The sequence below is a fragment of the Burkholderia sp. JKS000303 genome, assembly GCF_002563755.1.
Taxonomy (GTDB): domain Bacteria; phylum Pseudomonadota; class Gammaproteobacteria; order Burkholderiales; family Burkholderiaceae; genus Burkholderia; species Burkholderia anthina_B.
In genome coordinates, this window is the sequence record NZ_PDBZ01000004.1 from 281,501 (window position 1) to 307,206 (window position 25,706).

The 25,706-nt window shown below is 60.2% G+C and carries 21 protein-coding genes and 3 pseudogenes; 14 read left to right on the forward strand and 10 right to left on the reverse strand.

Annotated elements, in window-relative coordinates; translation table 11 throughout:
• The first annotated feature begins 248 nt into the window (after positions 1 to 248).
• From guaB to BX604_RS40090, 7 genes and pseudogenes are all read left to right on the forward strand, one after another.
• A complete protein-coding gene (gene guaB / locus BX604_RS34525; protein WP_098555818.1) occupies positions 249 to 1,709 on the forward strand; it encodes an IMP dehydrogenase in 1,461 nt (486 codons plus the stop codon).
• A 6-nt stretch (positions 1,710 to 1,715) separates the two neighbouring features.
• The gene (locus BX604_RS34530) at positions 1,716 to 2,306 is read left to right on the forward strand and encodes a hypothetical protein (RefSeq protein ID WP_098555821.1); all 591 of its coding nucleotides are present in this window, start codon (positions 1,716 to 1,718) and stop codon (positions 2,304 to 2,306) included.
• A gap of 107 nt (positions 2,307 to 2,413) precedes the next feature.
• Positions 2,414 to 4,033, forward strand: a complete 1,620-nt coding sequence (gene guaA / locus BX604_RS34535) for a glutamine-hydrolyzing GMP synthase (protein ID WP_098555824.1) — start codon at positions 2,414 to 2,416, stop codon at positions 4,031 to 4,033.
• A gap of 311 nt (positions 4,034 to 4,344) precedes the next feature.
• Positions 4,345 to 5,601 carry a tyrosine-type recombinase/integrase gene (locus BX604_RS34540; RefSeq protein WP_098555827.1) on the forward strand — a complete coding sequence of 419 codons (1,257 nt, stop codon included), beginning with the start codon at positions 4,345 to 4,347 and terminating at the stop codon, positions 5,599 to 5,601.
• Between the two features lie 80 nt (positions 5,602 to 5,681).
• Positions 5,682 to 5,993 carry a type II toxin-antitoxin system HigB family toxin gene (locus tag BX604_RS34545; protein WP_098555830.1) on the forward strand — a complete coding sequence of 104 codons (312 nt, stop codon included), beginning with the start codon at positions 5,682 to 5,684 and terminating at the stop codon, positions 5,991 to 5,993.
• Between the two features lies 1 nt (position 5,994).
• A complete protein-coding gene (locus tag BX604_RS34550) occupies positions 5,995 to 6,411 on the forward strand; it encodes a helix-turn-helix domain-containing protein (RefSeq protein WP_079499827.1) in 417 nt (138 codons plus the stop codon).
• 7 nt (positions 6,412 to 6,418) lie between these two features.
• Positions 6,419 to 6,565, forward strand: a pseudogene (locus BX604_RS40090) (DNA-binding protein); the annotation flags it as partial.
• Positions 6,566 to 6,584: 19 nt separating this feature from the next.
• Here the strand turns inward: BX604_RS40090 and BX604_RS34560 are convergent.
• A complete protein-coding gene (locus BX604_RS34560; RefSeq protein WP_098555833.1) occupies positions 6,585 to 6,971 on the reverse strand; it encodes a helix-turn-helix transcriptional regulator in 387 nt (128 codons plus the stop codon).
• Between the two features lie 174 nt (positions 6,972 to 7,145).
• On the opposite strand from BX604_RS34560, the gene BX604_RS34565 reads away from it, so the two are divergent.
• Positions 7,146 to 8,849, forward strand: coding sequence for an ATP-dependent nuclease (locus BX604_RS34565; RefSeq protein WP_098555836.1), 1,704 nt, complete (start codon positions 7,146 to 7,148; stop codon positions 8,847 to 8,849).
• A complete protein-coding gene (locus BX604_RS34570; RefSeq protein ID WP_098555839.1) occupies positions 8,842 to 10,272 on the forward strand; it encodes a UvrD-helicase domain-containing protein in 1,431 nt (476 codons plus the stop codon). The genes BX604_RS34565 and BX604_RS34570 overlap by 8 nt, the downstream gene beginning before the upstream one ends.
• A gap of 56 nt (positions 10,273 to 10,328) precedes the next feature.
• Here BX604_RS34570 and BX604_RS39250 read toward each other — a convergent pair whose 3' ends face one another.
• From BX604_RS39250 to BX604_RS34615, 8 genes are all read right to left on the reverse strand, one after another.
• On the reverse strand, positions 10,329 to 12,296 hold the full coding sequence (locus BX604_RS39250; RefSeq protein ID WP_179894942.1) for a hypothetical protein: 1,968 nt from the start codon (positions 12,294 to 12,296) through the stop codon (positions 10,329 to 10,331).
• Positions 12,297 to 12,301: 5 nt separating this feature from the next.
• Complete coding sequence (locus BX604_RS34585) at positions 12,302 to 14,269, reverse strand: large ATP-binding protein (RefSeq protein ID WP_098555842.1); 1,968 nt, start codon at positions 14,267 to 14,269, stop codon at positions 12,302 to 12,304.
• A gap of 15 nt (positions 14,270 to 14,284) precedes the next feature.
• Positions 14,285 to 14,956: a hypothetical protein gene (locus BX604_RS34590; RefSeq protein ID WP_218926896.1), complete on the reverse strand. Its 672-nt coding sequence runs from the start codon at positions 14,954 to 14,956 to the stop codon at positions 14,285 to 14,287.
• Entirely contained in the window at positions 14,911 to 15,999 is a 1,089-nt protein-coding gene (locus BX604_RS34595) for a methyltransferase (RefSeq protein ID WP_218926897.1), read from the reverse strand. Before BX604_RS34595 ends, BX604_RS34590 begins: the two co-directional genes overlap by 46 nt.
• A gap of 19 nt (positions 16,000 to 16,018) precedes the next feature.
• On the reverse strand, positions 16,019 to 16,339 hold the full coding sequence (locus BX604_RS34600; protein ID WP_098555847.1) for a helix-turn-helix domain-containing transcriptional regulator: 321 nt from the start codon (positions 16,337 to 16,339) through the stop codon (positions 16,019 to 16,021).
• A gap of 280 nt (positions 16,340 to 16,619) precedes the next feature.
• Positions 16,620 to 17,282, reverse strand: a complete 663-nt coding sequence (locus BX604_RS34605; protein ID WP_098555850.1) for a hypothetical protein — start codon at positions 17,280 to 17,282, stop codon at positions 16,620 to 16,622.
• 91 nt (positions 17,283 to 17,373) lie between these two features.
• On the reverse strand, positions 17,374 to 18,276 hold the full coding sequence (locus BX604_RS34610; RefSeq protein WP_098555853.1) for a bacteriophage abortive infection AbiH family protein: 903 nt from the start codon (positions 18,274 to 18,276) through the stop codon (positions 17,374 to 17,376).
• A 7-nt stretch (positions 18,277 to 18,283) separates the two neighbouring features.
• Positions 18,284 to 19,204 carry a hypothetical protein gene (locus BX604_RS34615; RefSeq protein WP_179894943.1) on the reverse strand — a complete coding sequence of 307 codons (921 nt, stop codon included), beginning with the start codon at positions 19,202 to 19,204 and terminating at the stop codon, positions 18,284 to 18,286.
• Positions 19,205 to 19,815: 611 nt separating this feature from the next.
• Between BX604_RS34615 and BX604_RS34625 the strand changes: the two genes are divergently transcribed.
• The 5 genes and pseudogenes from BX604_RS34625 to BX604_RS34650 all read left to right on the forward strand — a co-directional run.
• Positions 19,816 to 20,640 carry a DUF932 domain-containing protein gene (locus BX604_RS34625; RefSeq protein WP_098555859.1) on the forward strand — a complete coding sequence of 275 codons (825 nt, stop codon included), beginning with the start codon at positions 19,816 to 19,818 and terminating at the stop codon, positions 20,638 to 20,640.
• A gap of 78 nt (positions 20,641 to 20,718) precedes the next feature.
• Positions 20,719 to 21,471, forward strand: a pseudogene (locus tag BX604_RS34630) (ParB/RepB/Spo0J family partition protein); the annotation flags it as partial.
• A 226-nt stretch (positions 21,472 to 21,697) separates the two neighbouring features.
• Positions 21,698 to 22,405 carry a conjugal transfer protein TrbF gene (gene trbF, locus BX604_RS34640; RefSeq protein ID WP_098555862.1) on the forward strand — a complete coding sequence of 236 codons (708 nt, stop codon included), beginning with the start codon at positions 21,698 to 21,700 and terminating at the stop codon, positions 22,403 to 22,405.
• Positions 22,402 to 23,409: a P-type conjugative transfer protein TrbG gene (gene trbG, locus BX604_RS34645; RefSeq protein ID WP_098555864.1), complete on the forward strand. Its 1,008-nt coding sequence runs from the start codon at positions 22,402 to 22,404 to the stop codon at positions 23,407 to 23,409. The genes trbF and trbG overlap by 4 nt, the downstream gene beginning before the upstream one ends.
• A pseudogene (locus tag BX604_RS34650) lies at positions 23,396 to 24,217 on the forward strand (TrbI/VirB10 family protein); the annotation flags it as partial. The gene trbG and the pseudogene BX604_RS34650, both read left to right, overlap by 14 nt.
• On the opposite strand, the gene BX604_RS39380 reads toward BX604_RS34650, so the two are convergent.
• Positions 24,180 to 25,415 carry a VPA1262 family N-terminal domain-containing protein gene (locus tag BX604_RS39380; RefSeq protein ID WP_218926899.1) on the reverse strand — a complete coding sequence of 412 codons (1,236 nt, stop codon included), beginning with the start codon at positions 25,413 to 25,415 and terminating at the stop codon, positions 24,180 to 24,182. The pseudogene BX604_RS34650 and the gene BX604_RS39380 overlap by 38 nt on opposite strands.
• Positions 25,416 to 25,706: the final 291 nt, after the last annotated feature.

Below are 25,706 nucleotides of genomic sequence, written 5' to 3' on the forward strand. Positions count from 1 at the left end.
GCGGATGCGTTGCCGCCAACGCCGCGTGGGCCGCCCGCGGCATGAAATCGGCCCGGTTGCGGCCCGGTGGCGACCGGTTGCGCGAATGGGCCGATGCCGGGGTGAAACGAAAGGCGATCGAAAACGAACCGAACGGCGATCCGAACGATTCGGCCCCCGAACGCCGGAAGACGGCTAACCCGTTGTTCGTGTTGTGAAAATTCGCAGCGCTTCGCGTATAATTCGCTTTTGCGCCCATAGGATTTGCCATGCGTCTGATCCAAAAAGCACTCACTTTCGATGACGTGCTCCTCGTTCCCGCCTTTTCCGACGTTCTCCCGCGCGATACCAGCCTGAAAACCAAGCTGACCCGCAACATCTCCCTGAACATGCCGCTCGTGTCCGCCGCGATGGACACGGTCACCGAAGGTCGCCTCGCGATCGCGATGGCGCAGCAGGGTGGTGTGGGTATCGTCCACAAGAACCTCACGCCGGCCGAGCAGGCCCGCGAGGTCGCGAAGGTCAAGCGTTTCGAATCGGGCGTCGTCCGCGACCCGATCACGGTCCCGCCGCAGATGAAGGTGCGCGACGTGATCGCGCTGTCGCGCCAGCATGGCATCTCGGGCTTCCCGGTCGTCGAAGGCCCGCAGCTCGTCGGTATCGTCACGAACCGCGACCTGCGTTTTGAAACGCGCCTCGACGAACCCGTCAAGTCGATCATGACGCCGCGCGATCGTCTCGTCACGGTCAAGGAAGGCACGCCGCTCGCCGAAGCGAAGGCGCTGATGCACAGCCACCGCCTCGAGCGCGTGCTGGTCGTCAACGAGGCGTTCGAACTGCGCGGCCTGATGACCGTCAAGGACATCACCAAGCAGACCGAACACCCGGATGCGTGCAAGGACGAACACGGCAAGCTGCGCGCAGGCGCGGCAGTCGGCGTCGGCCCCGACAACGAAGAGCGCGTCGAGCTGCTCGTGCAGGCAGGCGTCGACGTGATCGTCGTCGACACCGCGCACGGCCACAGCAAGGGCGTGCTCGAGCGCGTGCGCTGGGTCAAGCAGAACTTCCCGCACGTCGAAGTGATCGGCGGCAACATCGCGACGGCAGCCGCCGCGAAGGCGCTCGTCGAATACGGCGCGGACGCGGTCAAGGTCGGTATCGGCCCGGGCTCGATCTGCACGACGCGGATTGTCGCAGGCGTCGGCGTGCCGCAGATCAGCGCGATCGCGAACGTATCGGAAGCGCTGAAGGGTACCGGCGTGCCGTGCATTGCCGACGGCGGCGTGCGTTTCTCGGGCGACGTGTCGAAGGCCCTCGCGGCCGGCGCGAACGCCGTGATGATGGGCAGCATGTTCGCGGGCACCGAAGAGGCGCCGGGCGACGTGTTCCTGTATCAAGGCCGTCAGTACAAGTCGTACCGCGGCATGGGTTCGGTCGGTGCGATGAAGGACGGCGCGGCAGACCGCTACTTCCAGGACAACTCGGCGAACATCGACAAGCTCGTGCCGGAAGGCATCGAAGGCCGCGTCGCCTACAAGGGCTCGGTCAACGCGATCCTGTTCCAGCTGGTTGGTGGCGTGCGCGCGAGCATGGGCTACTGCGGCTGCAAGACGATCGACGAGCTGCATGACAAGGCCGAATTCGTCCAGATCACCGCGGCCGGCATGCGCGAGTCGCACGTGCACGACGTGCAGATCACGAAGGAAGCACCGAACTACCACGTGGACTGATCGCCGATGAAACCGCTGCTGCGAGCCGTGCTGATCATTGATGCCGTGCTGCTGCTGGCGTTCGGCGTGCTGTTCGTGCTGACGCCCTGGCAGGCGCTTTTCAACGCGTTGCAGCTGGCGAACATCCAGCCGGCGATGCTCGGCCAGGCGTTCGGCATCGCGCTGCTCGGGCTCGCGTGGCTCGCGTTGCACGCAGCGGTCAACGGCGAACTCACGGCGCCGGTCGCACGTGCGGTCGGCCATGTGAACTGGCTGATCGGCGTGCTGACGGTCGTGTGGTCGATCGGCACCGGTAACGGTCCCGCGCTCGCTGCTGCCGGCAGGGTGCTGTCGGCGGTGGCCGGCGTCGCACTGATCGTGCTCGGCCTCGGCGGCGTGCGGCTCGCATCGGCCGTGCGCCGGCGCGAGAAAGCGCAGGCGCTCGAGGCACGGGCCGCGAAGGGTCCGGTCGAGCCGGCGCCCGTGCCGCAGCGTGTCGAGCCGGTCGTCAGCCGTCCGGTGGCGCCTTCGGCGCCGGCCGCGGCAGGCACGTCGGCCGCAACCGACCACGCGTCAGGCAGCGTCGCATTCGACGCGCGCCCGCCGTCGCAGGATTGACCGGCGATGCGTCGCGTGAGCCGCCTGCCGCCCGACGCCGCTGTCCATGCTTTTGACGCAGCGCTTCATGCGCTGCTTTTCTTATTCTCTTCATCCCGTCCGCAGCCATGCACGACAAAATCCTGATTCTCGACTTCGGTTCGCAAGTCACCCAACTGATCGCACGCCGCGTGCGCGAAGCGCACGTCTACTGCGAAATCCACCCGAACGACGTGTCCGACGACTTCGTCCGCGAGTTCGCGCCGAAGGCGGTGATCCTGTCGGGCAGCCACGCCAGCACCTATGAAGACCACCAACTGCGCGCGCCGCAGGCCGTGTGGGATCTCGGCGTGCCGGTGCTCGGTATTTGCTACGGCATGCAGACGATGGCTGTCCAGCTCGGCGGCAAGGTCGAGTGGAGCGATCATCGCGAATTCGGCTACGCGGAAATGCGTGCGCACAGCCATACGCGCCTGCTCGACGGCATCGAGGATTTCACGACGGCCGAAGGCCACGGCATGCTGAAGGTGTGGATGAGCCACGGCGACAAGGTTGCCGAGCTGCCGCCGGGCTTCGCGCTGATGGCGTCGACGCCGAGCTGCCCGATCGCCGGCATGGCCGACGAAGCGCGCGGCTACTACGCGGTGCAGTTCCACCCGGAAGTCACGCACACGGTGAAGGGTCGCCAGATCATTGAACGCTTCGTGCTGAAGATCGCCGGCGCGAAGCCCGACTGGATCATGAAGAACCACATCGAGGAAGCCGTCGCGAAGATTCGCGAGCAGGTCGGTGACGAGGAAGTGATTCTCGGCCTGTCCGGCGGTGTCGACTCGAGCGTGGCCGCTGCGCTGATCCACCGCGCGATCGGCGACCAGCTGACCTGCGTGTTCGTCGATCATGGCCTGCTGCGCCTGAACGAAGGCAAGATGGTGCTCGACATGTTCGAGGGCCGCCTGCATGCGAAGGTCGTGCACGTCGATGCAGCCGAGCAGTTCCTCGGCCATCTGGCCGGCGTGACCGATCCGGAAGCGAAGCGCAAGATCATCGGCCGCGAGTTTGTCGAGGTGTTCCAGGCCGAAGCGCAGAAGCTGTCGAAGGCGAAGTGGCTCGCACAGGGCACGATCTATCCGGACGTCGTCGAATCGGGCGGCACGAAGACGAAGAAGGCGACGACGATCAAGAGTCACCACAACGTCGGCGGCCTGCCGGAAACGCTCGGCCTGAAGCTGCTCGAGCCGCTGCGCGACCTGTTCAAGGACGAAGTGCGCGAACTCGGTGTCGCGCTCGGCCTGCCGCCGGAAATGGTGTACCGCCATCCGTTCCCGGGCCCGGGCCTCGGCGTGCGGATTCTCGGCGAAGTGAAGCGCGAATACGCGGAGCTGCTGCGCCGCGCTGACGCGATCTTCATCGAGGAACTGCGCGGCACGACCGCTACCGCACAGGATGCGGCAGCGGGCCTGTGCGGCGAGGCCGACGTCGGCAAGACCTGGTACGACCTGACGAGCCAGGCGTTCGCGGTGTTCCTGCCGGTGAAGTCGGTCGGCGTGATGGGCGATGGCCGTACGTACGACTACGTGACGTCGCTGCGCGCGGTGCAGACCACCGACTTCATGACCGCGCACTGGGCGCATCTGCCGTATGCGCTGCTCGGTCGCGCGTCGAACCGGATCATCAACGAGGTGCGCGGGATCAACCGTGTGGTGTACGACATCTCGGGCAAGCCGCCGGCGACGATCGAGTGGGAGTGAATTTAGGTCCTTCGAGGACTATCGTCAGTTATCGAAAAACAGTTGTAACGTATTGATTTTTAAATAAATACGTCACGGCAGCTATCGGTGACTATCGCCGGCCAGCAAAACAGATTGACGGTAAAGCTGACGGTAAGAATCGAGGCCGAATTAAGACCCTCCCGTTCACTATTCAGACTTTTACCGTCTTTGACGGTAAAAGTCTTCTCGGGAAAGCTTGTTTTATGCGGCTTTCCGGGCATCAACAGGTCTCCTGATCCCTGACGGTAAAACCTGACGGTAAAGCCGTCAAAAAGCCGGAGGAAACCTCGATGCTTACCGACGCTGCACTGCGTAACTTGAAGCCTAAGTCCAAGACTTATAAGGCTTCTGACCGTGATGGGATGTACGTGACGGTATCACCCAGCGGTACCGTCACCTTCCGCTACGATTACCGTTTCAACGGACGCCGGGAAACGCTGACCCTCGGGCGCTATGGCCCTGACGGTATTTCTCTAGCGATGGCGCGCGAACTGCTCCTGGACGCGCGGAAAACCGTCCTCAAGGGCATATCACCTGCGCTCGAAAAGCAACGCGAGAAACGCCGGGTGGTCGCCATCAAGACCTTCGGCACGGCGATGGAGACATGGCTGGCCAATGCAAGATTGGCCGACAGCACCCGCGCGATGCGCAAGCACATCATCGACCGGGACATCCTGCCGGTTTTCCAGAATCGCCTGCTGACCGAAATCCAGCCCGAAGACCTGCGGGCCTTGTGCAACAAGGTCAAGGAGCGCGGGGCACCTGCTACGGCGGTGCAGATTCGGGACATCGTGAAGCAGGTCTACGTATATGCCATCACCCACGGTGAAAAGGTTGATAACCCGGCGAACAGCGTAGGAGCAGCCTCGATCGCCACCTTCGTGCCGAAGGATCGCGCCTTGTCGCCACTGGAAATCCGGCTGATGGTGCAGCAGATGGAGTCGGTGGCGACCTATCCGACCATCAAGCTGGCGCTGCGCCTGATTCTGCTGACGCTGGTGCGCAAGAGCGAACTGATTCAGGCCACCTGGGATGAGGTCGATTTCGAGCGCGCAACCTGGACGATTCCGAAGCAGCGGATGAAGGGCCGCAATCCGCATGTGGTCTATCTGTCGCGCCAGGCGCTCGACATCTTCATCACGTTGCACGCCTGTGCGGCCGGCTCAAGGTTCGTTTTTCCTTCTCGTTACGATGCCGAGCGGTTCATGTCGAATGCGACTTTGAATCGGGTCACGCAACTTGTGGCGGAAGCTGCAAAAACCAAAGGGCTGCCGCTACAACCGTTCACCGTCCATGACCTGCGCCGCACCGGCTCGACGCTGTTGAACGAAATCGGTTTCAACCGCGACTGGATCGAGAAGTGCCTGGCGCACGAGGATGGACGTTCCTCGCGCTCGGTCTACAACAAGGCCGAGTACGCCGAGCAGCGGCGCCACATGCTGCAAGAGTGGGCCAACATGGTCGATGCCTGGGGCGAGGGACAGCCCTACGCGCCGAAGCTGATGCCGGAGAACGTGGTGGTGCCGGCGTTGAGCGCGACGGTTTGAGCTGGCTGACTCGCCTCAATGGCGGAAGTTGACAAAAAGTCAACTTCCGCCTATCCTTTTACATGTGAGCATGGAACGATATGCACGTCATATCCAGAAAGCCGTTCAGCGACGCAGCAAAGGCTTATCCGAATGACGCTGAAGCGATCGACCGCACCTACCGGGTGTTGCGGTCCGGCGATTTCGATACGCCGCAGGCACTGCGGCAGGTTTTTCCGTCACTGGACAACTTCAAGTACAAGGACAAGTGGTGGGTGCTGGACATCGGCGGCAACAATCTTCGACTGATTGCCTTCATCGAGTTTCGCGACAACCGCATGTACGTCAAACACATCGCAACCCATGCCGGGTACGACAAGCTTTGCAAACGCTATCGGAAGGAGGGTGACTGAGATGGGATTTGCTGCCATCAAGGAACGAGCCCATGCCTTGTTCGACGAGGCGGGTTTCATTGGCCATATCGCCAATGCGGACGACTACGCCCAGGCGCTGGCGTTGATGGATGAACTGGTCGAGGACTACGAGGCCAACCGCCCGCTGATCGAGATCCTGGCCCGTTCCATTGAGAGCTGGGAAAACGAATCCGACGAGTTTGCGGCATTCAACGCGCGCGTGGCGAAGTTGGGCGGCGTCGACGTGCTCCGGTTGCTGATGGAGCAGCATGGGTTGGGCGTGGCCGACCTACCGGAGATTGGGAGCAAGTCGCTGGTGTCGAAGATTCTCAATGGCCGAGGCCGCAACCTGACTCGCGATCACATCGCGGCATTGAGCAAGCGGTTCTCAGTCAGCCCGGCTGTTTTCTTCGGTTAAGTTGATTCCTGCGCTGGTGCATGAGGGCAGCACGTCGATCTGGCACCTGGCGGACGTGTTGGAGGTGGCGCGAGTGGCTTTACAGGTCAACATGACGATGGAAGGCTGGCGGTTGCCGTGCTCGGCGTCCAAGGAGCTGGAAGCCTTGTTTGGATACGAGTCGCTGCCCAGCATCATTCCTTACTCGAACTCGCCCGAACAGGGCGGGTTTTTCGTAGGTGGACATCCGGCTTCGAGACACCGCCGCGAGGGGCTTGTTTGCGCTGCTCGATCCACGCTTCCACTTCGGCCAAGTCCCACACGACGCAGCGCGGCGTCAAGTTAAAGCGACGTGGAAACTCGCCACGGCGTTCCATTTCGTAAATCGTCGTTTCGGCCAAAGGGACGATCTGCCGCAGTTCATGGCGGCGGATGGTGCGGCGAAAGGGCAAAACACCACTTCTTGGAAACTGTGGGAAATCGTCATAGGCGTCTGAACCGGGCAGGGGGACGGATGTAGGTCGCGGCGGCTTATCAGCACTGTCTTCTCGGCTGACTTGCTGTAACGGGTTATTCTCCATACTGGGCTCCGAGAGTGTTCGGCGCGCAAGGTTTGCTGCCGCACGAAGCAATGGTGGCTTTCATTGGCTATCGTGGAAACTCGCTGAGGCGTAGAAGGGCGTATTGAAGAAAAGGTGCGTGCGTTAGGCTGGAGGGAGCCGACGCGGTAATGGTGCGGCACGCATGGGGATGCGATGAAGATCAGAAAGCTTAAGATCCAGAACTTCAGGGGAATCAAGCAACTCGAATGGGATCTTCCCGACGAGAAGACCTTCTGCCTGATCGGCAGGGGCGATTCTACGAAGACGACGGTGCTGGAAGCGATCCGCTGCGCCTTTAGTCCGCAGTGGAATCACGCGTTCTACGATTCCGACTTCTACCAGTGCAACACCGACGATTCGATCCAGATTGAGGTCGCGATCGGAGATTTGTTACCCGAGTTCTGCGCGGAGCAGAAGTACGGGGCGCATCTGCGCGGCTGGAACAAGGCGGCGTTCAAGTTGAACGATGAGCCTGATGACGATGATGAGCACGTTCTCAGTATCCGGCTCTCTATCGCAAAGGATCTGGAGCCGAAGTGGAAGGTCATTACCGATCGTAATCCCGACGGTGTCGACTTCAAGGCGACCGATCGCGCCAAGGTCGGCGCTGGCTTGATCGGCACATACAGCGAGAAACAGCTGAGTTGGGCTGCAGGAACGGCGCTCGCGAAGATCACCGAATCTGAAAATCTGAACGAATCGCTCGTTGAGGCGACGCGTGCGGCAAGAAGCTCGCTCGACGGCCAACGGGCACTCGTCCTTAAGAAGTTCGATGCCGCGGCGGCCAAGTCGGAGCAGGTGGCGAGGGGGCTCGGTGTTCCGGTCGGACACGAATACAAGGCACAACTCGATCTTAACGCGATCAGCATCCGGATCGGCGGTTTGACTTTGCACGATGGTGACATTCCCCTGCGGCAGTTGGGTCTCGGCTCGAAACGCATGCTGCTGTGTGGTATCCAGCAGGAAGGCTTGGAGGACCAGCACATCACGTTGTTCGATGAAGTCGAGTACGGGCTGGAGCCGCACCGGGTCGCACGCCTGATCAAGCACATCCGCGACGACCGGAAGGGGCAGTATTTCCTCACGACACATTCTCCCACCGTGCTGCGCGAGTTGACGGTGGAACAGTTGTATGTGCTGCGCAAGGAAAACGCTGGCGTGCGCGTGGTTGCGGCCGCAGGCAACGCACTGGAAGGACTGAATATCCAAGGTCATATCCGCTCCAGCGCGGAAGCGTTCCTGTCCCGTAAGGTGGTCGTCTGCGAAGGAGCGACCGAAGTGGGGTTCCTGCGCGGTATGGACGATCTTTGGGCGGCTGCAGGGAAGCTACCGTTCTCGTACCTGGGGGTGGCACCACTCGATGCGCACGGCGCGAGCAAGGTCAAGGGTCTCGCGACGGGGTTCAAGGCCCTGCACTACGACGTCATGGTCCTTGCCGATGGCGACGCTCAGGACCAGTTCTCCGATAAGGATGCCGCCGACCTGAACGGGAAGGAGGTACCGGTCGTGATGTGGGCCGATAGGCTGTCGATCGAGCAGCGGGCAATGGTGGACTTGCCTTGGGAACAGGTGCTGGCGAGCGCGAAGCTTGCGAAGGAGTTTGGGTTTCCGGTCCACGAACAGGTCAGGTCGAAATTGAACATCCAGTTCGACGACGACATTGGTAAATGGCAGGACACGGCCGAGCTGCGCAAAGCGATCGGCGCTGCCGCGAAATCGTCCAATTGGTTCAAGAACGTCGCGTATGGAGAGCAATGGGCGCAGGCCATTTTTCCCGCGTTCGCTGATGCCGCGTTCCTGCAGAAGGAGTTCGCGACGAAGCTGGGGCAGTTCCGCACATGGGTGGACAATGGATGACGATCTGCCCAAAGTCTTGGCGGACTTTAACGGCAAGGGATACGTAATCGCCCCGGCCGGCTACGGAAAAACTCATCTGATCGCGAGGGCCGTGCAGGCGGCTGCCCGTCGCCAGTTGGTACTGACCCATACCTATGCTGGCGTGAACGCGATCAGGCGGAAGATGCAACTGCTGCGGATTCCGCCGGCGCAGTACCAGATCGACACCATCGCGAGCTGGGCGCTGCGTACCTGCCTTTACTTCCCGAAGACGTCGAAGTGGAAAAAGGACCACCCTACGGGAAAGGACTGGGGGAAACTCTACGGGGCCTGCGCCGCGCTGCTGAATAGACCGTTTGTGCAGCACATGATCAAGTGCTCATATGGCGGAGTCTACGTCGACGAATATCAAGATTGCTCAGACCAGCAACATGAACTGGTGGAGTCGCTGGCAAAGTTGCTCCCGTGCCGGCTGCTCGGCGATCCCATGCAGGCTATCTTCGACTTCGGTGAGCAGCCGATCGATTGGAGTATAGCCGTCTATCCCAACTACCAGTTGCTCGGCGAACTAAAGACGCCTTGGCGGTGGAAACTGGCGGGGGCCGATGAACTCGGGCAATGGCTGAACCAGGCCAGGACGCTTCTGGTGGAGGGTAAGAAGATCCCACTCACCGGCCAATTGCCCAATGGGGTTCGTCGTTGCTCTGTGGATTTGAACGACTTTGGCAATAAAAAACGGTTGAGCGTGTTCTACGATCACCTGAAGAACCAGGCGTCTGTCATTGCCATCCACTCAGGTGATCAGAAATCGAAAAACAAGACGCATAAGCTGGCACAAAGCATGGCCGGCAAGTTTTCCAGCCTGGAGGAGGTCGAAGGCAAGGATCTCCACCGTTTCATAAAAAAGATCGATAGCGCCAGGTCCGCGGGCGAGCGGCTCCGGTCTGTGATCGATTTTTGCAAGACCTGTTGCAACGCGGTCGATGGCGTGCTCACCGCGGCAACCAAAAAAGGTCAGGAGGGGAAGGCGACAAAGGCGACGAAATGCCCCGAGATTCTGAAGGTGGCGAATCGTTACTTGGCGACGGGATCGTGCAAGGACATGGCCATCTTGCTTGATCTTGTCCATGCCCGCCCCGAAGTCACTACCTACCGCCGTGATCTCTTTGGCCGGATGATGGGAGTGTTGCGCGTGCACGAGGCCAACCCAGGCCTCTCGCTTATAGAAGCGGCGATGCGATACCAGCGCGAGTTCCGCCATTCAGGCCGGCCGATCCGTCACAACAAGCTCATCGGGACGACGCTGCTAGTCAAAGGGCTTGAGTACGACCATGCCATCATTCTGGAAGCAGAGTCGATGTCATCGAAACATTTGTATGTGGCGTTGACCCGTGGCGCGAAGTCGATCACCGTTGTCACGACGGATAATGCTGTTCCGCGGTAGTGGTCGTTCCTCGATTGTGGCGTCGAACTCGGCTGCCGGGATGCGCCCCTCGCTGTCTAAGGTCGTTTGGCTTTAGCAACCTTCGTGAGGTCGCTCGGCCTCTTTCGCCGGCCTGGAACCTTGACGATCAGGATCAGCCGTGACTGGGATTCGCCACAGCGGTGGACGTGTCGCATCTCAAACAAGCTGGTTAGATGCGGAGTACCTTCGCGGTTAGGTGTCGCCAGGTCGAGCACCAACAGTACGCCCAACCGGATGCTGACGTTCTGGTAGTCCGTCGTTTGTGCCGAATACGATTTGAAGAGCGCATCGAAGGAGCAGTCCGTTTCCTCGCGCTTCACCTCGACAACGAGACGTTCGGGGCCAGATTTCAGGCGTATGTCGGCTCTGCCGCTCGCAATATTTGTCGGTTCAAGGTCGCTCCCCGCGGCATACGTTGCCACCCAGCGAAAAAAATCCTGCTGTAGTTCGTCCTCGTGAGGCAGTGAACTATCATCGCGCTCGAAGAGGTAAGCGCCGGTTGGGTCATCGCCCTTAGTTAATTCCAGGCGATTGAAAATAAAACGGACCAACCAGAGAAGCACGGTGTCGAATAGGCGCCCCCCGTTCGTGTTCACGCTGTAGTCGGCATGTCCCCGCGCCTCCTTGCAACAGCGCTCGATGACATCGGCTTCGGCGCCTGTCAGGTTGGCAAGTTGCAAAGACACGGCGTTCGCGACTACACCGAAGAGGACGGTCCTCTGTTCTTCCGGGATGTTGGACCTCGCGATGATGGCGGCGAGCGAGGTCCATTCGTTCGCCGCCTCAGGAGGGTTTTCCGGGCTGCCTGACTGTTCAATGAAAGCATCAATCTGTGCAATCAGATCACGCGTTTCCGCAGCCCATTCGTGGGTTGCGTTTTGTCGGAGCCACGTGCGAACCTGATGCGCCTGTCCGGCCTGCGTTGCCAGACTCGCGCGTATTCGAGGTCTGACCATTGCTTCGACGCCGCCGTGCTGATCTCGGCGCAGGATTGATCGGCCTGCGCTGTACACAGATAGAAGCCCCACTTCAATGACAGCTGCCGGTTCCCACCAGCTAGGTTCGTCAAGTGAGTTGGCCAGTCCCGCAACGGCACTGGCCAACGCGCTCCAACACGTAGCTTCGGCCTGTCTTGCCCCCAGCCACGGAGGGCCGGAGCCTCCGGACCAGGCGTGCAGTTCGAATGCGTGCTGCTGCACGCGGGTGCTCACGGTACCGAACGATGTGCTTGCGGCACCGCTGTGGAAGCTAAGGAGCAAGTCAAGGCCATCGAGGTACAAGCTGGCTTCCGGACGGTGCTCAGAGGTTCCGGCGGACTCACCAAACCAGTCTCTGGCTTCCCGGAAAGCGGGGGCGGCCGTACTGCTGTCCGCTCTGTCCATAGCTTCAGCAAGAGCCGCCATCCCCAACTCGAACGCTGCTTCCGGTCGGACCGCTTCGAGTTGGGCGAGTTTACGCAGAACCTCGACCAGTTCTTTGTCGCGCCAGTGCGAAAAAGCGACGCCGACAATCTTGGCGGCCCGTCGCAGAAACTCCGTATCGTCACCTGGCGCCAGACCGAGGAAGAAGTCCAGTAAGCGAAGCTGCCAGCGCCTATTGTCGCCGGCCCAGCGAAACGCGCCATCAAGTGCTGCGCTACGCGCCAGGCCAGACAGCGAATGGTCGTCGGTTGCTGCCTTTGCCAGGAAGAGCATGAAGCAAAGCTCATCTCCGTCGTCCGGCAGCGGCCGATGATGTTCGAGGATATCGACCGTCTCAAGGAGTACGAAATCAGTTGTCGCTTCCTCCAATAGATCATGCAGGACGCTCTTGTGTGCGTCTCGATCAACCGTGTTGGCATCGCTCCATCCCAACACAAGCGGGTGGAGCAATTCGGGCATCATGGGTGTGCGGCCGAGCGATCGTGCTGCCGGCGCGAGCTTCGTGATCCCGCCAAGATCTTCCAACCGCCAGTTTCGCCCGCTCTTTACGACCTCTATGAGTTCAGCTTCGATCGGATGCATGACAGTCACCATAGGAAGGCGTTGCCGGCAACCTCACGGCGATTCGCTTCCGGTATGTGATCGGTTATCGCCTTAGATGAGATACCGGCAACAAACACTTGAAAATGCGGTAGCTTGGTGAAAACTGCTTGAAGCCCTGCAACAAGGTGGTCCACGTCGACGGGCGACACCTCTTGGGCAGCAGGCGAATCGATCATGAGCAATCCCGGGTGCCGGCCAATACCCCGCGCTTCGGCAATTTCGATCATCGCGAGCACGGTAGCTACCTTCAAACGCAACTTCTCGCCCTCAGTTACCTTGCCGTAGCTTGTGGGTACTCCGCCTTTGACGATCGACAGCGTTGCGTTTCCCTTCAGCGATGCTTCCGACAAATTCTCCATTCCGAAGGCCTTGGCGTACTCGACCAAGCGTGCAGAAACATCGGTGAGCAATCCGTCACGCACCGCTTTAACCCGAGCCTCCGTTTCTGCTACGACAGCAGACAGAATCTTCAGTTCGCCGGTTCGGTCGTCAGCTTGCGAAGCTGGGCTTACCGAGGCTTCTTCCAGACGGCCTTCCAGGACTGCCACGGCCACTGCGGCCTCCTGCCGCCGTACTGCGGAACCTAGCTCCTTGGAAGCCGACTCAAGGCGGCCTTGTAGGAGATCAATCTTCCCCCTGAGGGCGGTCAATTCATTCTCCGCCTCTTCCTTCTTGGCCGAAGCACGTGTTACCGCAGCTTCGGATGCCGCAACACGTTCCTGCAGCTCAACCTTGATCGTCTCGCCGTCTTCGGAGTTCGTAATCGACTCACCGCAAACAGAGCATGAGTGCGTGGAACTCTCAAGCGCCTTCTTCGCCTTGGAAATCGTGTGGTCGCAGCGAGGGCAGCACTTCGGTTCCAGGCGACGGAACACTGCCGTCGCGGACATGGCGTCCATGTGCGTCTGGAGGTCTCGCCGTTCTTCCTGGTAGACAGCGGTTAGCTCTCGGAGTGCAGCAACGGCGCGTTCCGCATGTTCGGCCATGCCTCGCTCTTGGCGACGAACATCAGCGAGTTCTGTCGCATCGGCATTAATGGCGTTGCGCACAGCCTCATCGCTTGGAATCTTCGCTAGCTCAGCACGCTTTTCTGCCAGTTGGGCGCTAATGTTTGCAATGCGTGCGTTGATTGCCTCTTGTCCCTGTTCATTTTTTCGAGCAGAAACTTGAACAGCTTGCTCAACGAGCTGGTGCGCGGTCTTCGCGGCAGCGAGTGTTGAAACCCATGGGACGCCGAGGTACATCTGCATTAGACGCGATGTGAGGCCAGTGGCGACGGGCATGTCGCCAAGAAGTACGTCGTAGTTGGTGCCGATGAACATGGCGCCCGAGAAGGCCACCCAACTGTGTGTTACCGACTGCCCCCCGTCTTCTTTCCCCTGTCGCCAGCTCGATATTGGGTCCATCGCGAACGTGCGCATGAAGAAATCTGCCATGACTGCTTCGAACTCGCCATCGGTGGCAAAGTCGGCAAGAACGGTTCTCTCGGGCTCGCCTCCGATAGCACCGGGTGCGCGGATACGGCACAGGCTACCGATAGGCTCTCCCTGAGTCTTGGCAACGATCTCGTATTCGTCTGAATCAAGGAGGAAACCCAGCCGCACGGCATGGACCCATCGCCGCACATCGTCTTGCAGGTTGTTTGACGGTCTTCCTCTTATCATCCATCGAACAATCTCGATGATAGTTGATTTGCCCCGCAGGTTGTGCTCGGAGAGCATGGCCCACAGGCCGTGGTCAAGGGCCGTCCATGAAAACGCGAAAGCGCCAGCGTTCGCGACGTTGTCCTTCTCGCCAGAAAACTCGATCTCTTGCAGGACAAGCCTGCGCGGCTGGGCGAGTACGGGCGATGGTTGAATTCGGTGGGCGGAAAGGACTGCCTCAACTGCAGAAATCTCCGCTTCTGACCTCGTGGCTATCGCTTGTAGCCATTCTTCTTTGGGTTGCGCCATCTTTTCTCCCCGTGGCTAGTCGGATTGCAGCTGCGTTAGGCGAACTCGAACATCTTCGGTGATGGCAGGAATGATCCCGCCCAACTTGGTCTCCGCGTAGCTCGCGCGCTGATATTGTTTTTGCTTCAAAGCGGTCCCGCCCATGCTGCCGGCAACCTTCGCTACCAACTCGGCCCTGTCCGCGTACCACTGAAGGATTGGTTCTTGCGATACCGCGGTTGAGCAAGTGTCATAGCCGGTCTTCGTGAGAACGAAGTCTGTCTCCAGGACCTTGTTGTTAGCCCCCTTGATGCCAGTGATGCGGATGAGATCGCGGGACCTCAGAAGCGACAAAGCATCGTCCAGGCGCTCGTAGGCGCCAAAGAAGTACCGCACCATCGGAACGCGGCGAAGGTCAGGTTCCTCGTCGTCCAATATCGCGTGCGCTGCGTCGTAGTAGCTCTTGTCCTTTGTCTCTGCGAACAAATCAAGCAACTCAGCGGCAAGATAGTCTGGATTTCGCATCCAGAAGTCGAACGCTTGTAGGCGTGCTTCTCCTTTGAAGACGAGAGCATGCTCAGCCGTCGGCGGTTCGACAGGACTACCTCCTGCCTTCAAGACAAACAGAATGCGTAGGGCGTCGCGATGGGGTGACCGAACCGTCATGCCGTCTTGCCTTTTCTCGAAATCGGTGTTGTCGCTGGCCAAAGCCCATGAGCCCGCAGCAGGCGCGCTGTCGTGATGCCATCCATGAAAACGATCTGGCAGGGGGCGACAAAACTGCGTGCGAGCGCAAACGCCTCTGCCTGCTTGCGGACGGCAGCGCCAATAGCATGGCAATGCTGCACGACGTAGATATGAGCGGGAATGTTGAACAGGCGATAGAGTTGGTCGCCGTTTTTTCCGAGATCGGTTGGCTTCATGGGATGAAAGCGCGACGGTCCCTTGAGCAAGAATGCCCCTGTGTGACGGCGGCCATCAACAATCAAGTTGGCCGATAGCACATCGCTTTCCTCTCCACCCCAATCACTGGGCACCGAATGCTCGCCAAGCAGGCTGCATATCAGTTCCTTGACAGCCAGTTCTGAGACCGAAGCCATGCGCTTGAATTCGGCTTCGGAGGGAAACCAGGTCTCGTCCATTCCGGCGAACTGCTTGATTTCTTCAGCGCGCAATTCGAGTGTCGGCACGAATGGCGAGGGCATCGCGTGGCTGCTTGCAACCAGATCCCCCACGACGTAAGGCACGGCGCGGATGGTGGTTTCGTCGATCCCCGCGATGTAGCCAAACGCGAACAGGCGTGTTGAGCCGGACATGCGGGTGTACGCAGTGTCATTCACCAGCCCGTTTTTGGAAAACTCGAACACTAGCTTCCTGCCGGCAAGCGGTTCATCGAGCTTTTCTGTGAGACTCAAAGCAGGGGTCTTGTTGGCAGCCGCAAAGCCCTTGCCGGTGACATGACCGTTATAGATGAACGAAACGCCTTCCTTCAGTTTGCCTTCGAAGGCCAACTGCGGCAACGTCGTTACCCTACCTGCAGTGATCGTTTGTAGCAGGTAGGAGCCGACAACATTGGAGAGGATTGCTGCCGACATCTGAATGTCGTGGCCCTGAAGCGCCGCCATTACGTGCGCGGGAAGATGCTGGGGGTTCAGTAGCCCCAGCACGCGGTCACGACTTAGGTAGAACGCCATTAGCTTTGCAGCAGTGGGTATCGTCTCCATGCCTTCTTGCGCCGCAATGTTGTTCATTTCTGGCGGGCCTTTGGTCCTATTGCGTGCGGGCAGTTACATGAAGGATGAGCCCCGCATGGCGCTGCAAATGGCTGATGACGGTGAACAGGTTGCGCGCCTGCGGGTTACCGGTCGGGCCGAACATGCGGATCAAGCTCTTGGGCGACGCCCCGGTCTCCGCGCCAAGCCGTTCGAAGCCGACCGTCGCCTTGATGTAGTCGCGCAAAATCGCCTTGCCGCTATCTACGTCGCCGGCCAGCATCGTCTCGATGCCTTCCTTGAGCAGTGCATCCCTGAACTTCGGATCGGCCTGAACACGCGCCAGAATCGTTTCCTTAAAATATCGCGTCAGTGCCATAGTGCTCCCGACCAGATTTGCATCAGAAATGTATTGCTATAGTAGGTAGCGTTTATGTTACCACCATGCAGATGAGGAATGGCTCAAGTTGGCGACCCAGTGCAACTTTTGATTCCCATCGCTGCCGTCAGCGCTGCGACGGCGCTTGGAATTTCTGAACTTTCCGGGGGCTGTCACCCAGTTGGTCCTTATTCTGGCGTTTGACACAATAGATGGTGGAGGCACAAGCCAAGGCGCTCTCAGAGAGGGGAAATGAGCGCAGCATCCGGTGTATCAAGATTCATCCATGCTCAATTTCTAGCAGATATGACCGGTACGCATACTCGATCAAATCACGTATCAGTTCGAGCAGGCCACTCCATGGCAGTCCATCGAAGGGATCGCCATGCGCAATTGAATTGCGAATTCCAGCCAGTGTGATGGCTTTGGGCATGCCGTTCTTCTTTGCCGCGTTGCGCGAGGCTTCGCTTTCATAAAGCAGAGAAACAACGGAACCGCCATATAACTTCGTGAAGGCAAGCGACTCGTCCGTGAGTCCATCCTTTTCGACCATATGTTCGAGCAATCGAGCAAGCGATGGGGCACGTTCGGTGTGGTTTCGCCTAGTTGGTTTCCGCACGTCTTGCTGGATGAAGAACCCTCCATAGCGATCCTTTAGCGCCAACTCCAGCGCCGTCAGGGCAACCAGTTCCCCCGCTTTTACGAGGCCGAAGTCGATCCATGCGAGGAGATAAAGTTTTTGGGCACGACGAAATTTACTCTCTACGATTTCCGGTATCGCGGGATGTAGTCGACACGCTTCGAGAAATGTCTGCCATTCGTCAAAATGGCAGAAAGGGAGGAGGGCACCGGGGTTGCCCGGTACCGGCCATGGCATGAGAAAAGTGTTATCTCGCTGTTCGGTGTCGAACAGTGAGATGTTGAGCGCGTCTGATCTATTCATCGAAGTGGTGCAGCCTGACGGTTTTGGTTAGCACGTCGTTTCCTCGAAGATCTATCCTTGAGAATGTCCAACGGGTGTATCGCTGGCCTCGTTAGAGATCGCTCCATAAAACCGTCAAAGCTCGCGGAGCATCCACGCCTAACGCGATGAGTCGATCATGTTTCGTGAGCCGCTCTCTCTCTGAAAGGCATGCGACATGCCAACGGGCGGCAGTAATGCTGGGAACATTAAGTAGTGTCTGGATGTAGGGGCGATCCACGTCGGACAAGGAGTGCCCCAGCACATGCACGGTTTCGATCGCATTGAGCTGATCGAAAAAAGCTTGATGCTCGCAGATCAATTTCTCGGAAGGCTTGAACGTTCGCGAGAAATACTCGTCCAGGGTGTCATGCGCCTCCATCAGCCGTGTGTCGATGTCCTCGATGTCGGGCCGATCATTAAGGGATCGGCGTTGCGCAGGATTCCACGCGTGCCCGAGGATCAACTCACTGTCCGACAGCTTGGCTTGGCCATGAATGTGCAAGACATGAACGTCAGGCACAGCGTAGAGATCTTGAAGCGTTGATGTGTAGTTGAAGTTCAGGAAAGCCGCATTTACGTCGATGCCTTTCAGGCGTTTTGACGCTGTGCCGGGAGTTGGAATCATCAAGGTGCGTATCCACTCGCCGAACCGCGTTCTAAGCTCGGTCGAAAGACGTTGCACGACCTGATCGACCTCGTACTGGAAATCGTGGTGGCCGGAGTCACTCCAGTCCTCGTCGCCATAGGACGACATGAAATGGCCGAGATCGGCGATGATGCTGTCAACATCGACGTCGGCCAATGCGGACTCAAGATCGCTCCAGTCCTCATCGGCCGGAAGATAGTTGTCGACGGCATCGAAAATATCTCGGTCGCGGCACCTCACGTACTCCTTGAAATGCGAGTAGCTTGAAGGAATCCCGTGCCATAGGTCGAAGCCGTTACCAATGATGTAGAGCTTAGTCGGGCGCATAAGTGGCTCACTTTTTTTTCTTCTTGGCGAGTCGCTGGAACTGGATGGTGGCATACGCCGCGGAAACCCTCAGCGAATCGTCGTATTCCGGGTAGGTGGAAACCATGTCGCAGAAATAGTTGTGGTACGCGGTGAGCCACGAGAACTTGGAAAAAACCACGGGGACTGCGACATAGGATTTCAGTGCTGACTCAATCTGCTGTTTGTGCAGGCGAAGGGAATCGGCATTGAGATACTCCCGATCATCACCCTCAATAATGCACTCCGTCAGATAGTTCAGGAAATAGCGGCCGTCGGGGCCTTTCAACACATCCCGGACTTGCGGCGCAACCTCCCCGGCGTAGTAGCCGATGTGCATATCCACCAGCTTCATGGTGTTGTCGCACAGTACGACAATGGGATTGACGGCAACTTTGCTTTCCAGCCGATATGCCTCCAGCAACGCCGCGCCATACACGCTGTTTTCATCCATGAACAACTGGTCAACTGCCAATCCACCTCGGATGAAGAAGCCTTTCAGCGCCATCTGGAACTGGTATTCGTTGATGGACCAAAGGATGAATCCGAACTCGGATTCCATATCGTCGCTGAACCGAGGATGGGCCAGCACCACGTTGTCGGTGAACGACTTGAAATAGAGCATCGACTCGTCGGTGCTTTCCCTGATCTGCGCAATGCTCTTGGCGAGGATTTGGTGAAAGGTCTCCAATAGCGTGTCCGCGCCGCCGTCCGTGTAGCTGTCTCGAATCCGCTCTGAGAATCCCAGGACATCCAGAAAAGCACAGTAGGACAATCGGTGTACCGGTTTGCCCGCCGAGAAGTAGTCGGACTTCTTTGTCTGCTTATAAGCGGCTTTCGTCATCGCGAGAAAGAGTCCCTGTGAAGTTTGCGGATCGCTGCGAATAACCGATTTTCCGAAGGTCGCCACGGGCGTCCTCGGGTAACACCCATAGCAGCCCGTATTTTACAAATATCGCGCGCGAGATATGGGCGAAATCCCGGGTCACGACCAGTTGCCCGTGGAGTGCGCCCTGCGCCTTTCGTCTACTCAACGTCAAAATTTTGGCGTCCCCGGCTAGATAGTCGGTCGCGCTCTCGTGCTTCGCATCGAACCTCGCTACGCGAGTTTCGCCCCATTCGGGCTTCCATTGCTGACGCCTACGGCCCGGATTCCTCGATCCGGGCCTGCGCGCTTCGCTTGCGTGCGGTCGGCACACAGAGATGGCCGTTGCCTGTCCAGCCGTCTCCCCTGACTTCATCCCCTTGTCCGCGACTGTAGCCCGCGTTCGTGTGCCGTCAAGGCGCGCAGGGCCGTGTCCTCGGCTGCGCCTGCGGGCCGCACCAACCCTGCGCTTTTCTCCTTGACGGCCCCCGTCCGCGCGCTCCTGACCGTCGCGGGCGATGAACTCAGGAAAGACGGTGGCAACGAGGCTAACCGGGTTCTTCGTGCCGACCGCACCGAACAGCCGAAAGGCGGGCTCCGAATCTTGGAATCCGGTTGCGGTGAACAGCAAACCCTTTCTTGTCAGGAGAAATGCCATGCAACTCGCTTCCCGTTTCGCTTCCCGTTCGCCGGTGCTGCGTTCCGACTATCCGCTGTCGGATGACCAGATTCGCGCCGTCGCGCCTTCCATCTTCGCGGACGCCCCGCACGAAAGCCGTTCCGAGCGGTACAGCTACATCCCCACCGGGACCGTGCTGCAAGAACTGCGCGGCGAAGGCTTCGAGCCTTTCATGGTGTGCCAAACCCGCGTGCGTGCCGACGACCGCCGCGACTACACCAAGCACATGATCCGGTTGCGCCATGCCAGCCAAATCAATGGCCGCGAGGCCAACGAAATCATCCTGCTGAACTCGCATGACGGCACGAGCAGCTATCAGATGCTGGCCGGCATGTTCCGCTTCGTGTGCCAGAACGGCCTCGTTTGCGGCGACACCGTGGCGGACGTGCGCGTACCCCACAAGGGCGACGTGGCCGGGCACGTCATCGAAGGCGCTTACGAAGTCCTGCAAGGTTTCGACCGGGCGCAGGCATCCCGCGATGCCATGCAGGCAATCACGCTGGACGCCGGGGAATCGGAAGTGTTCGCCCGCGCCGCGCTGGCGTTGAAGTACGACGAAGCCACGCCCGCACCCATCACGGAATCGCAAATCCTGATGCCGCGCCGTCACGACGACAGCCGCCGCGACCTGTGGAGCGTGTTCAACCGCACGCAGGAAAACCTCATCAAAGGCGGCCTGTCCGCCCGCGCCGCGAACGGTCGCCGCCAGACCACACGCCCGGTACAGGGCATCGACAACGGCATTCGCCTCAATCGCGCGCTGTGGCTGCTGGCCGATGGCCTGCGCCAGTTGAAAGCCTGAACCCCACAGCGGCAGGGGCAGGCAGCAACCCTTGCCGCGTCTCTCGCTGCTGCATCCCAACCGCTAGGAGTTATCACCATGAACGCCGTTCTGAAAACCGAAATCCATGCCATCGAAACCGCCGTGCCGCTGGAAGTGGCCGATCCGACCAAGAACCTGATTCTGGTTCCGCTGTCGCAACTGTTGCCGCGCCGCTCGAAGCGCAACGTCCGCACGACCCCGCGCCAGTCCATCCCCGAACTGGCCGCAAGCATCGCCCGCGTCGGCCTGCTGCAAAACCTCATCGTTATTCTATCCGTCGATGGTGAACAGTACGAAGTCGTTGCCGGCGACCGCCGCCTGACCGCGTTGAAGTTGTTGGCGAAGAAGAAGCGCATTGCCGCTGACTATGAAGTGCCGTGCCTGCTGGTGGCCGATGCGTCCGCGCGTACCGTGAGCCTTGCCGAGAACGTGCAGCGCGAGGCCATGCACCCCGCCGACCAGTTCGCGGCCTTCGCCGCGCTGGTCAAGGAAGGCCGTCCCATCGAGGACATTGCCGCCGATTTCGGCGTGTCCCCGCTGGTGGTGCAGCGCCGCTTGAAACTCGCCAACGTATCGCCGCGCCTGATGGCGGATTACCGCGCCGGTGGCGTGACGCTGGAACAGTTGATGGCCTTGACCATCACCGACGACCACGCCGCGCAGGAGGCCGCGTTTTACGGTGCGCCGGAATGGCAGCGCAGCGCGTCCGCGTTGCGCGAACGCCTGACCGAGCGCGAAACCACCGCCACGCACCCGCTGGTGCGCTTCGTCGGGCTGGACACCTACACGAAGGCAGGCGGCGGCATCCGCCTCGCGCGAAGCCGCGAGCGAAGCATCCACGTCGTCGGCGAGCGCCGATAACGCATCGCCGGCATCCGCCGACAAACCACCCGATTGGGCGCAACGCCTGCAACGCCGCCAACGCGCCGCGCATGGCGCAACGACCGCCGCGCATGTCGTGCGCTCGGCCGACCACGGCGGCGGCGGAGCCGCGCCGGACCTCAACGATTCCTCGAACGAGTAAGGGAGGCGAGCCATGCGCTTCATACGACCCGGCGTGCGCTACAGCGAATCACCTGCGCCCGCCACGCCTTATCAGGCCGCCGCACAGGTATGGGATGAACGCCTCGGCAGCGCGCGCGTGCAAGCGAAGAACTGGCGGTTGATGGCCTTCGGCTGCCTGGGCCTTGCGCTGCTGATGGCCGCGGGCCTCGTCTGGCAATCCGGCCAGTCGCGCGTCACGCCCTATGTGGTCGAGGTTGATCACGCCGGGCAGGTTCGCGCGATCGGCGCGGCGGCTACGCCATACCGGCCGACCGATGCGCAGATCGCGTACTACCTGGCGCGCTTCATTACAGACGTGCGTTCGCTGTCGATCGACCCGGTAGTGGTGCGCCAGAACTGGCTCGAAGCCTATGGCTATACCACTGACCGGGGCGCGGCGACGCTGAACGACTACGCGCGTGCCCACGATCCGTTCGCCCATGTCGGGCAGGACTCAACTTCGGTTGACGTTACGAGCGTGGTGCGCGTCAGCGATACCTCGTTCCAGGTGCGCTGGACCGAACAGCACTTCAACGACGGCACGCCGACCGGCACCGAGCAATGGACGGCAATGCTCACCCTCGTCATGCAGACGCCGCGCACCGAGCAGCAGGTGCGCCGTAATCCCCTCGGTATCTATATCAACGGGCTGTCCTGGAGTCGTGACCTGGACGCGCCGGAAGGAGCGAAGAAGCCATGAAACCGTCGATCACCGCCATTGCCTTCCTCGTCTTGCTGGGCGGCCTTGCTGGCTGCGCCACGCAAGGCAAACCGCCGCCGGCGATCTCGCTGGACGAATCGGTCAAGGCGCAGCCATTGCCTGAGCCGCCCAAGCCGGTTGCGGTCGTGGAAGTGCCGAAGCTTTTGCCATTGCCGGACCAGATGAAGCCGCTGCCCAGCAATACAGATGCGAAGCCCGCACCGGAGCCGACGGACGCGAAGGCGCGTGTCGAGCAGGCCAATGCCGACGCGAGCGTGGTCCCAACGCGCGACGGCTACATCAACGCGATCCAGGTCTGGCCGTTCTCCGATGGTGCGTTGTATCAGGTCTATACCAGCCCCGGCCGCGTGACCGTCATCAGCTTGCAGCCTGGCGAGGAGCTGCTGACCGTCGCTGCCGGCGATACCGTGCAATGGATCGTAGGCGATACCGCGAGCGGCAGCGGCACGGGCCGGCGCGTGGCCGTGATGGTCAAGCCGGTGCGTGCGGGAATCATGACGAACCTCGTCATCACCACGAACCGGCGCACCTATCTGCTCGAACTTACGTCCACCGCGAAGGCGTGGATGGCGTCAGTGTCGTGGGAATACCCGAAGGACCAGATGCTGGCCTTGCAGGCCCAGGCGCAGGCCGCCGATGCAGTGGCGCCTGCTGCCGATGGCCTGTCGCTCGACCAGTTGCATTTCCGCTATGCGATCACGGGCGACAGCCCGCCGTGGAAGCCGATACGTGCCTTCGATGACGGACAGCATGTCTATATCCAGTTTCCCGTCGGCATCGCGCAGGGCGAATTGCCACCGCTGTTTGTGGTCGGGCCGGATGGCAAGGGCGAACTGGTGAACTACCGTTTCCATGCCCCTTACGACATCGTGGATCGCCTGTTCGGGGCGGCCGAGCTGCGCCTGGGTGGTGACAAGGCCGCCGTGGTACGCATCGAGCGCACCGACGGCGTGGCCGCAGGAGCCAGTCATGGGCACGACTGACCGCGAAGCCCAGCCCGCGCCGAAGGTCGCCCCGGAGGGCGTTGCGTTGCGTGCGGCACCGCGTGCGGTAACGCGGCTCAACCGTCGCACGCTGACCGTCTCCGCCACGCTGCTCGCGGTAGCCGTGGCCGGCGCGTCGATGTGGGCGCTGCAATCGAAGGGCCGGCGCGGCTCGGGCGATCAGACCAACCTCTACAACGTCGATCGGGTCGCTAAAGCCGACGACCTCGACCAGTTGCCATCCGACTACTCGAAGCTGCCGGAGAAACCCGCCCCGGCGGCGCCGGCTAGCGTGCCGCAGCTCGGGCCACCGCTTCCCGGCGACTGGGGCGCGGCGTCGGCGATGCCGCCGCTGCCGGGTGGCAATGTCAATCCGGGGCCATCGGCCGAGAACATCGACCGGCAGCGCCAGGCCGATGAGATTGCCCGCTCTGCGGTGTTCTTCCACACTGGCAGCGATACCGGCAAGCCCGATACGGTTTCCGCGTCTGCGAGCACCACGCCGACGGCCAATGCGGCAGCAGGCGCGTTCAATCCGATGGGGGCCGGCCCGGCGTCTACGGCCGCGCAGCCCAACGACCCGACAGCGATCCAGAACCGGCAGGACCAGAAGGAAGCATTCATGGCCAAGGGTGGCGATGCTGCGACCAGTAACACGGGAAGCTTGCAGGCACCGGCTTCGCCGTACACGGTGATGGCCGGCACGATCATTCCGGCCGCGCTGGTGACAGGCATCAATTCCGATCTGCCGGGAGAGATCATCGCCGAGGTCACGCAGCCCGTGTACGACACCGCAACCGGCCACTACCAACCGCTCTTTGTCCAACGAGGACCGATGCAATGAGTACGACGCGCAAGTTGCGGCTGGGGCCGCTAGTGAACTGCCCATACTGCACAAAATCCTTGCGTTCCTGTAGCTGCCGCGAGGACAGCTTGAAGATGCGCTCTGAACGCCATGGCTCGCGTGGCCGCTCAGGGGCACTGCCAACATAGTGCGGCTTGTCAACGCGCTTGAGCGCTATCTCTTTCGATTGCGCCGCTGCGTCTTTGATCGGAATTGAGAACTTTCTTTGTGGCTCCCCTGGGTCGTCGATGCTTTTCGCGTGCATCGAGATGCCGGCCATGAGGAGAAACGTCTGAATCGGGCTGGCACTAAGCAGGACTTGGTTCGCGTCGTCCCATACGTAGGTTCGAGCGCCCCCCCCGGGAGAGCGAAGTTTAAAGATGGAATCTTCCGCTTTAACAGGAGGCACTCCGACCGTTTTGGAGTCGAAGGCATCGACCGTGGAGTCGCTATATATTTCGCAAGAGACGCGCAGTGGCCGCGGCGTCGCTTTCTCGTGCCAAGCTATGCGGATGCTCTGGTCGCCGATAGGCGAGCCACGCACCCCTGTAGAGATGACGGTGACGGGTAGCTGGAAAACAATATTACCAAGCCGATCAGAGAGTCCGTCGATGTCCATGGGCACAAAGGCGTGGACCTTTTGCGAGAGCTCGGCCAGCAGGCGCGAGTCCCGCAACAGGAACCGCTCCGCGTCCTTGGATGTATCGAACAATTCCAGGACGTGCGAACCCTCGTAGAAGTTGTTCTTCAGTACACTGTTCCAGGGGTGAGGGTCGTTAAAGTCAGGGTGCACGAATTGCGGGACTACTGGCACCAGGTTGCCAACCTTCAGTGGCTTCGGCCCGGTCTGCCAGATGCCAGTCTTGGCGAATTGTTCCAGGACTCCCACAAGAAACTGAATGGAGACGCGGAACCGAAAGACCCCGAACTTGTAGTCACTGCCCTTGATCTCGATTCGATCCGGGTTCAGGCACGCTGGCTTGACTGAACCTTCTGGCGGCAAACCAGGCTCAGCCACGATTAGGCTGAAGAAGGTGGTGGGAGTGCCGTCTTCCTGAAAACCTAGAATCTCCGTGATTTCGAAGCTCTCGTAAAAGCCGATGACGCCGGGCTTCAGTAAGCGTTTCAGCTCTTCTAAGAACTGTTCTGTTGTCCATTTCACTTTCTATTCCCTCAGATCAGCTTGGAGCAGCCGCCGCGCTGCCGTAGGTTGTCATAGTTGGTGCAAAACGCCACATGAGCTGCAGCAGTTCCACGCGAGCAGCGTTCGCACTCTGCATCGCATGCCCGGGAAAAGCTGCGCAACCTGGCGCAGTTGAAGAAGACCAACACGAAGAAATTTTCCGAGCAAGCCGACTTGCTCGCTACGCGGCTCGCTGCGTTATCCTACGCTCTGATTGATGATAAGCCGGTGCCTCGCAAACCCGCGCCAGAAAAGGGCTTGCGTTTCTGA

Coding starts and splice junctions, on each gene's coding strand:
- guaB (WP_098555818.1), top strand. CDS start 249: ATGCGTCTGATCCAAAAAGCACTCACTTTCGATGACGTGCTCCTCGTT.
- BX604_RS34530 (WP_098555821.1), top strand. CDS start 1,716: ATGAAACCGCTGCTGCGAGCCGTGCTGATCATTGATGCCGTGCTGCTG.
- guaA (WP_098555824.1), top strand. CDS start 2,414: ATGCACGACAAAATCCTGATTCTCGACTTCGGTTCGCAAGTCACCCAA.
- BX604_RS34540 (WP_098555827.1), top strand. CDS start 4,345: ATGCTTACCGACGCTGCACTGCGTAACTTGAAGCCTAAGTCCAAGACT.
- BX604_RS34545 (WP_098555830.1), top strand. CDS start 5,682: ATGCACGTCATATCCAGAAAGCCGTTCAGCGACGCAGCAAAGGCTTAT.
- BX604_RS34550 (WP_079499827.1), top strand. CDS start 5,995: ATGGGATTTGCTGCCATCAAGGAACGAGCCCATGCCTTGTTCGACGAG.
- BX604_RS34560 (WP_098555833.1), bottom strand. CDS start 6,971: ATGGAGAATAACCCGTTACAGCAAGTCAGCCGAGAAGACAGTGCTGAT.
- BX604_RS34565 (WP_098555836.1), top strand. CDS start 7,146: ATGAAGATCAGAAAGCTTAAGATCCAGAACTTCAGGGGAATCAAGCAA.
- BX604_RS34570 (WP_098555839.1), top strand. CDS start 8,842: ATGGATGACGATCTGCCCAAAGTCTTGGCGGACTTTAACGGCAAGGGA.
- BX604_RS39250 (WP_179894942.1), bottom strand. CDS start 12,296: ATGCATCCGATCGAAGCTGAACTCATAGAGGTCGTAAAGAGCGGGCGA.
- BX604_RS34585 (WP_098555842.1), bottom strand. CDS start 14,269: ATGGCGCAACCCAAAGAAGAATGGCTACAAGCGATAGCCACGAGGTCA.
- BX604_RS34595 (WP_218926897.1), bottom strand. CDS start 15,999: ATGAACAACATTGCGGCGCAAGAAGGCATGGAGACGATACCCACTGCT.
- BX604_RS34600 (WP_098555847.1), bottom strand. CDS start 16,339: ATGGCACTGACGCGATATTTTAAGGAAACGATTCTGGCGCGTGTTCAG.
- BX604_RS34605 (WP_098555850.1), bottom strand. CDS start 17,282: ATGAATAGATCAGACGCGCTCAACATCTCACTGTTCGACACCGAACAG.
- BX604_RS34610 (WP_098555853.1), bottom strand. CDS start 18,276: ATGCGCCCGACTAAGCTCTACATCATTGGTAACGGCTTCGACCTATGG.
- BX604_RS34625 (WP_098555859.1), top strand. CDS start 19,816: ATGCAACTCGCTTCCCGTTTCGCTTCCCGTTCGCCGGTGCTGCGTTCC.
- trbF (WP_098555862.1), top strand. CDS start 21,698: ATGCGCTTCATACGACCCGGCGTGCGCTACAGCGAATCACCTGCGCCC.
- trbG (WP_098555864.1), top strand. CDS start 22,402: ATGAAACCGTCGATCACCGCCATTGCCTTCCTCGTCTTGCTGGGCGGC.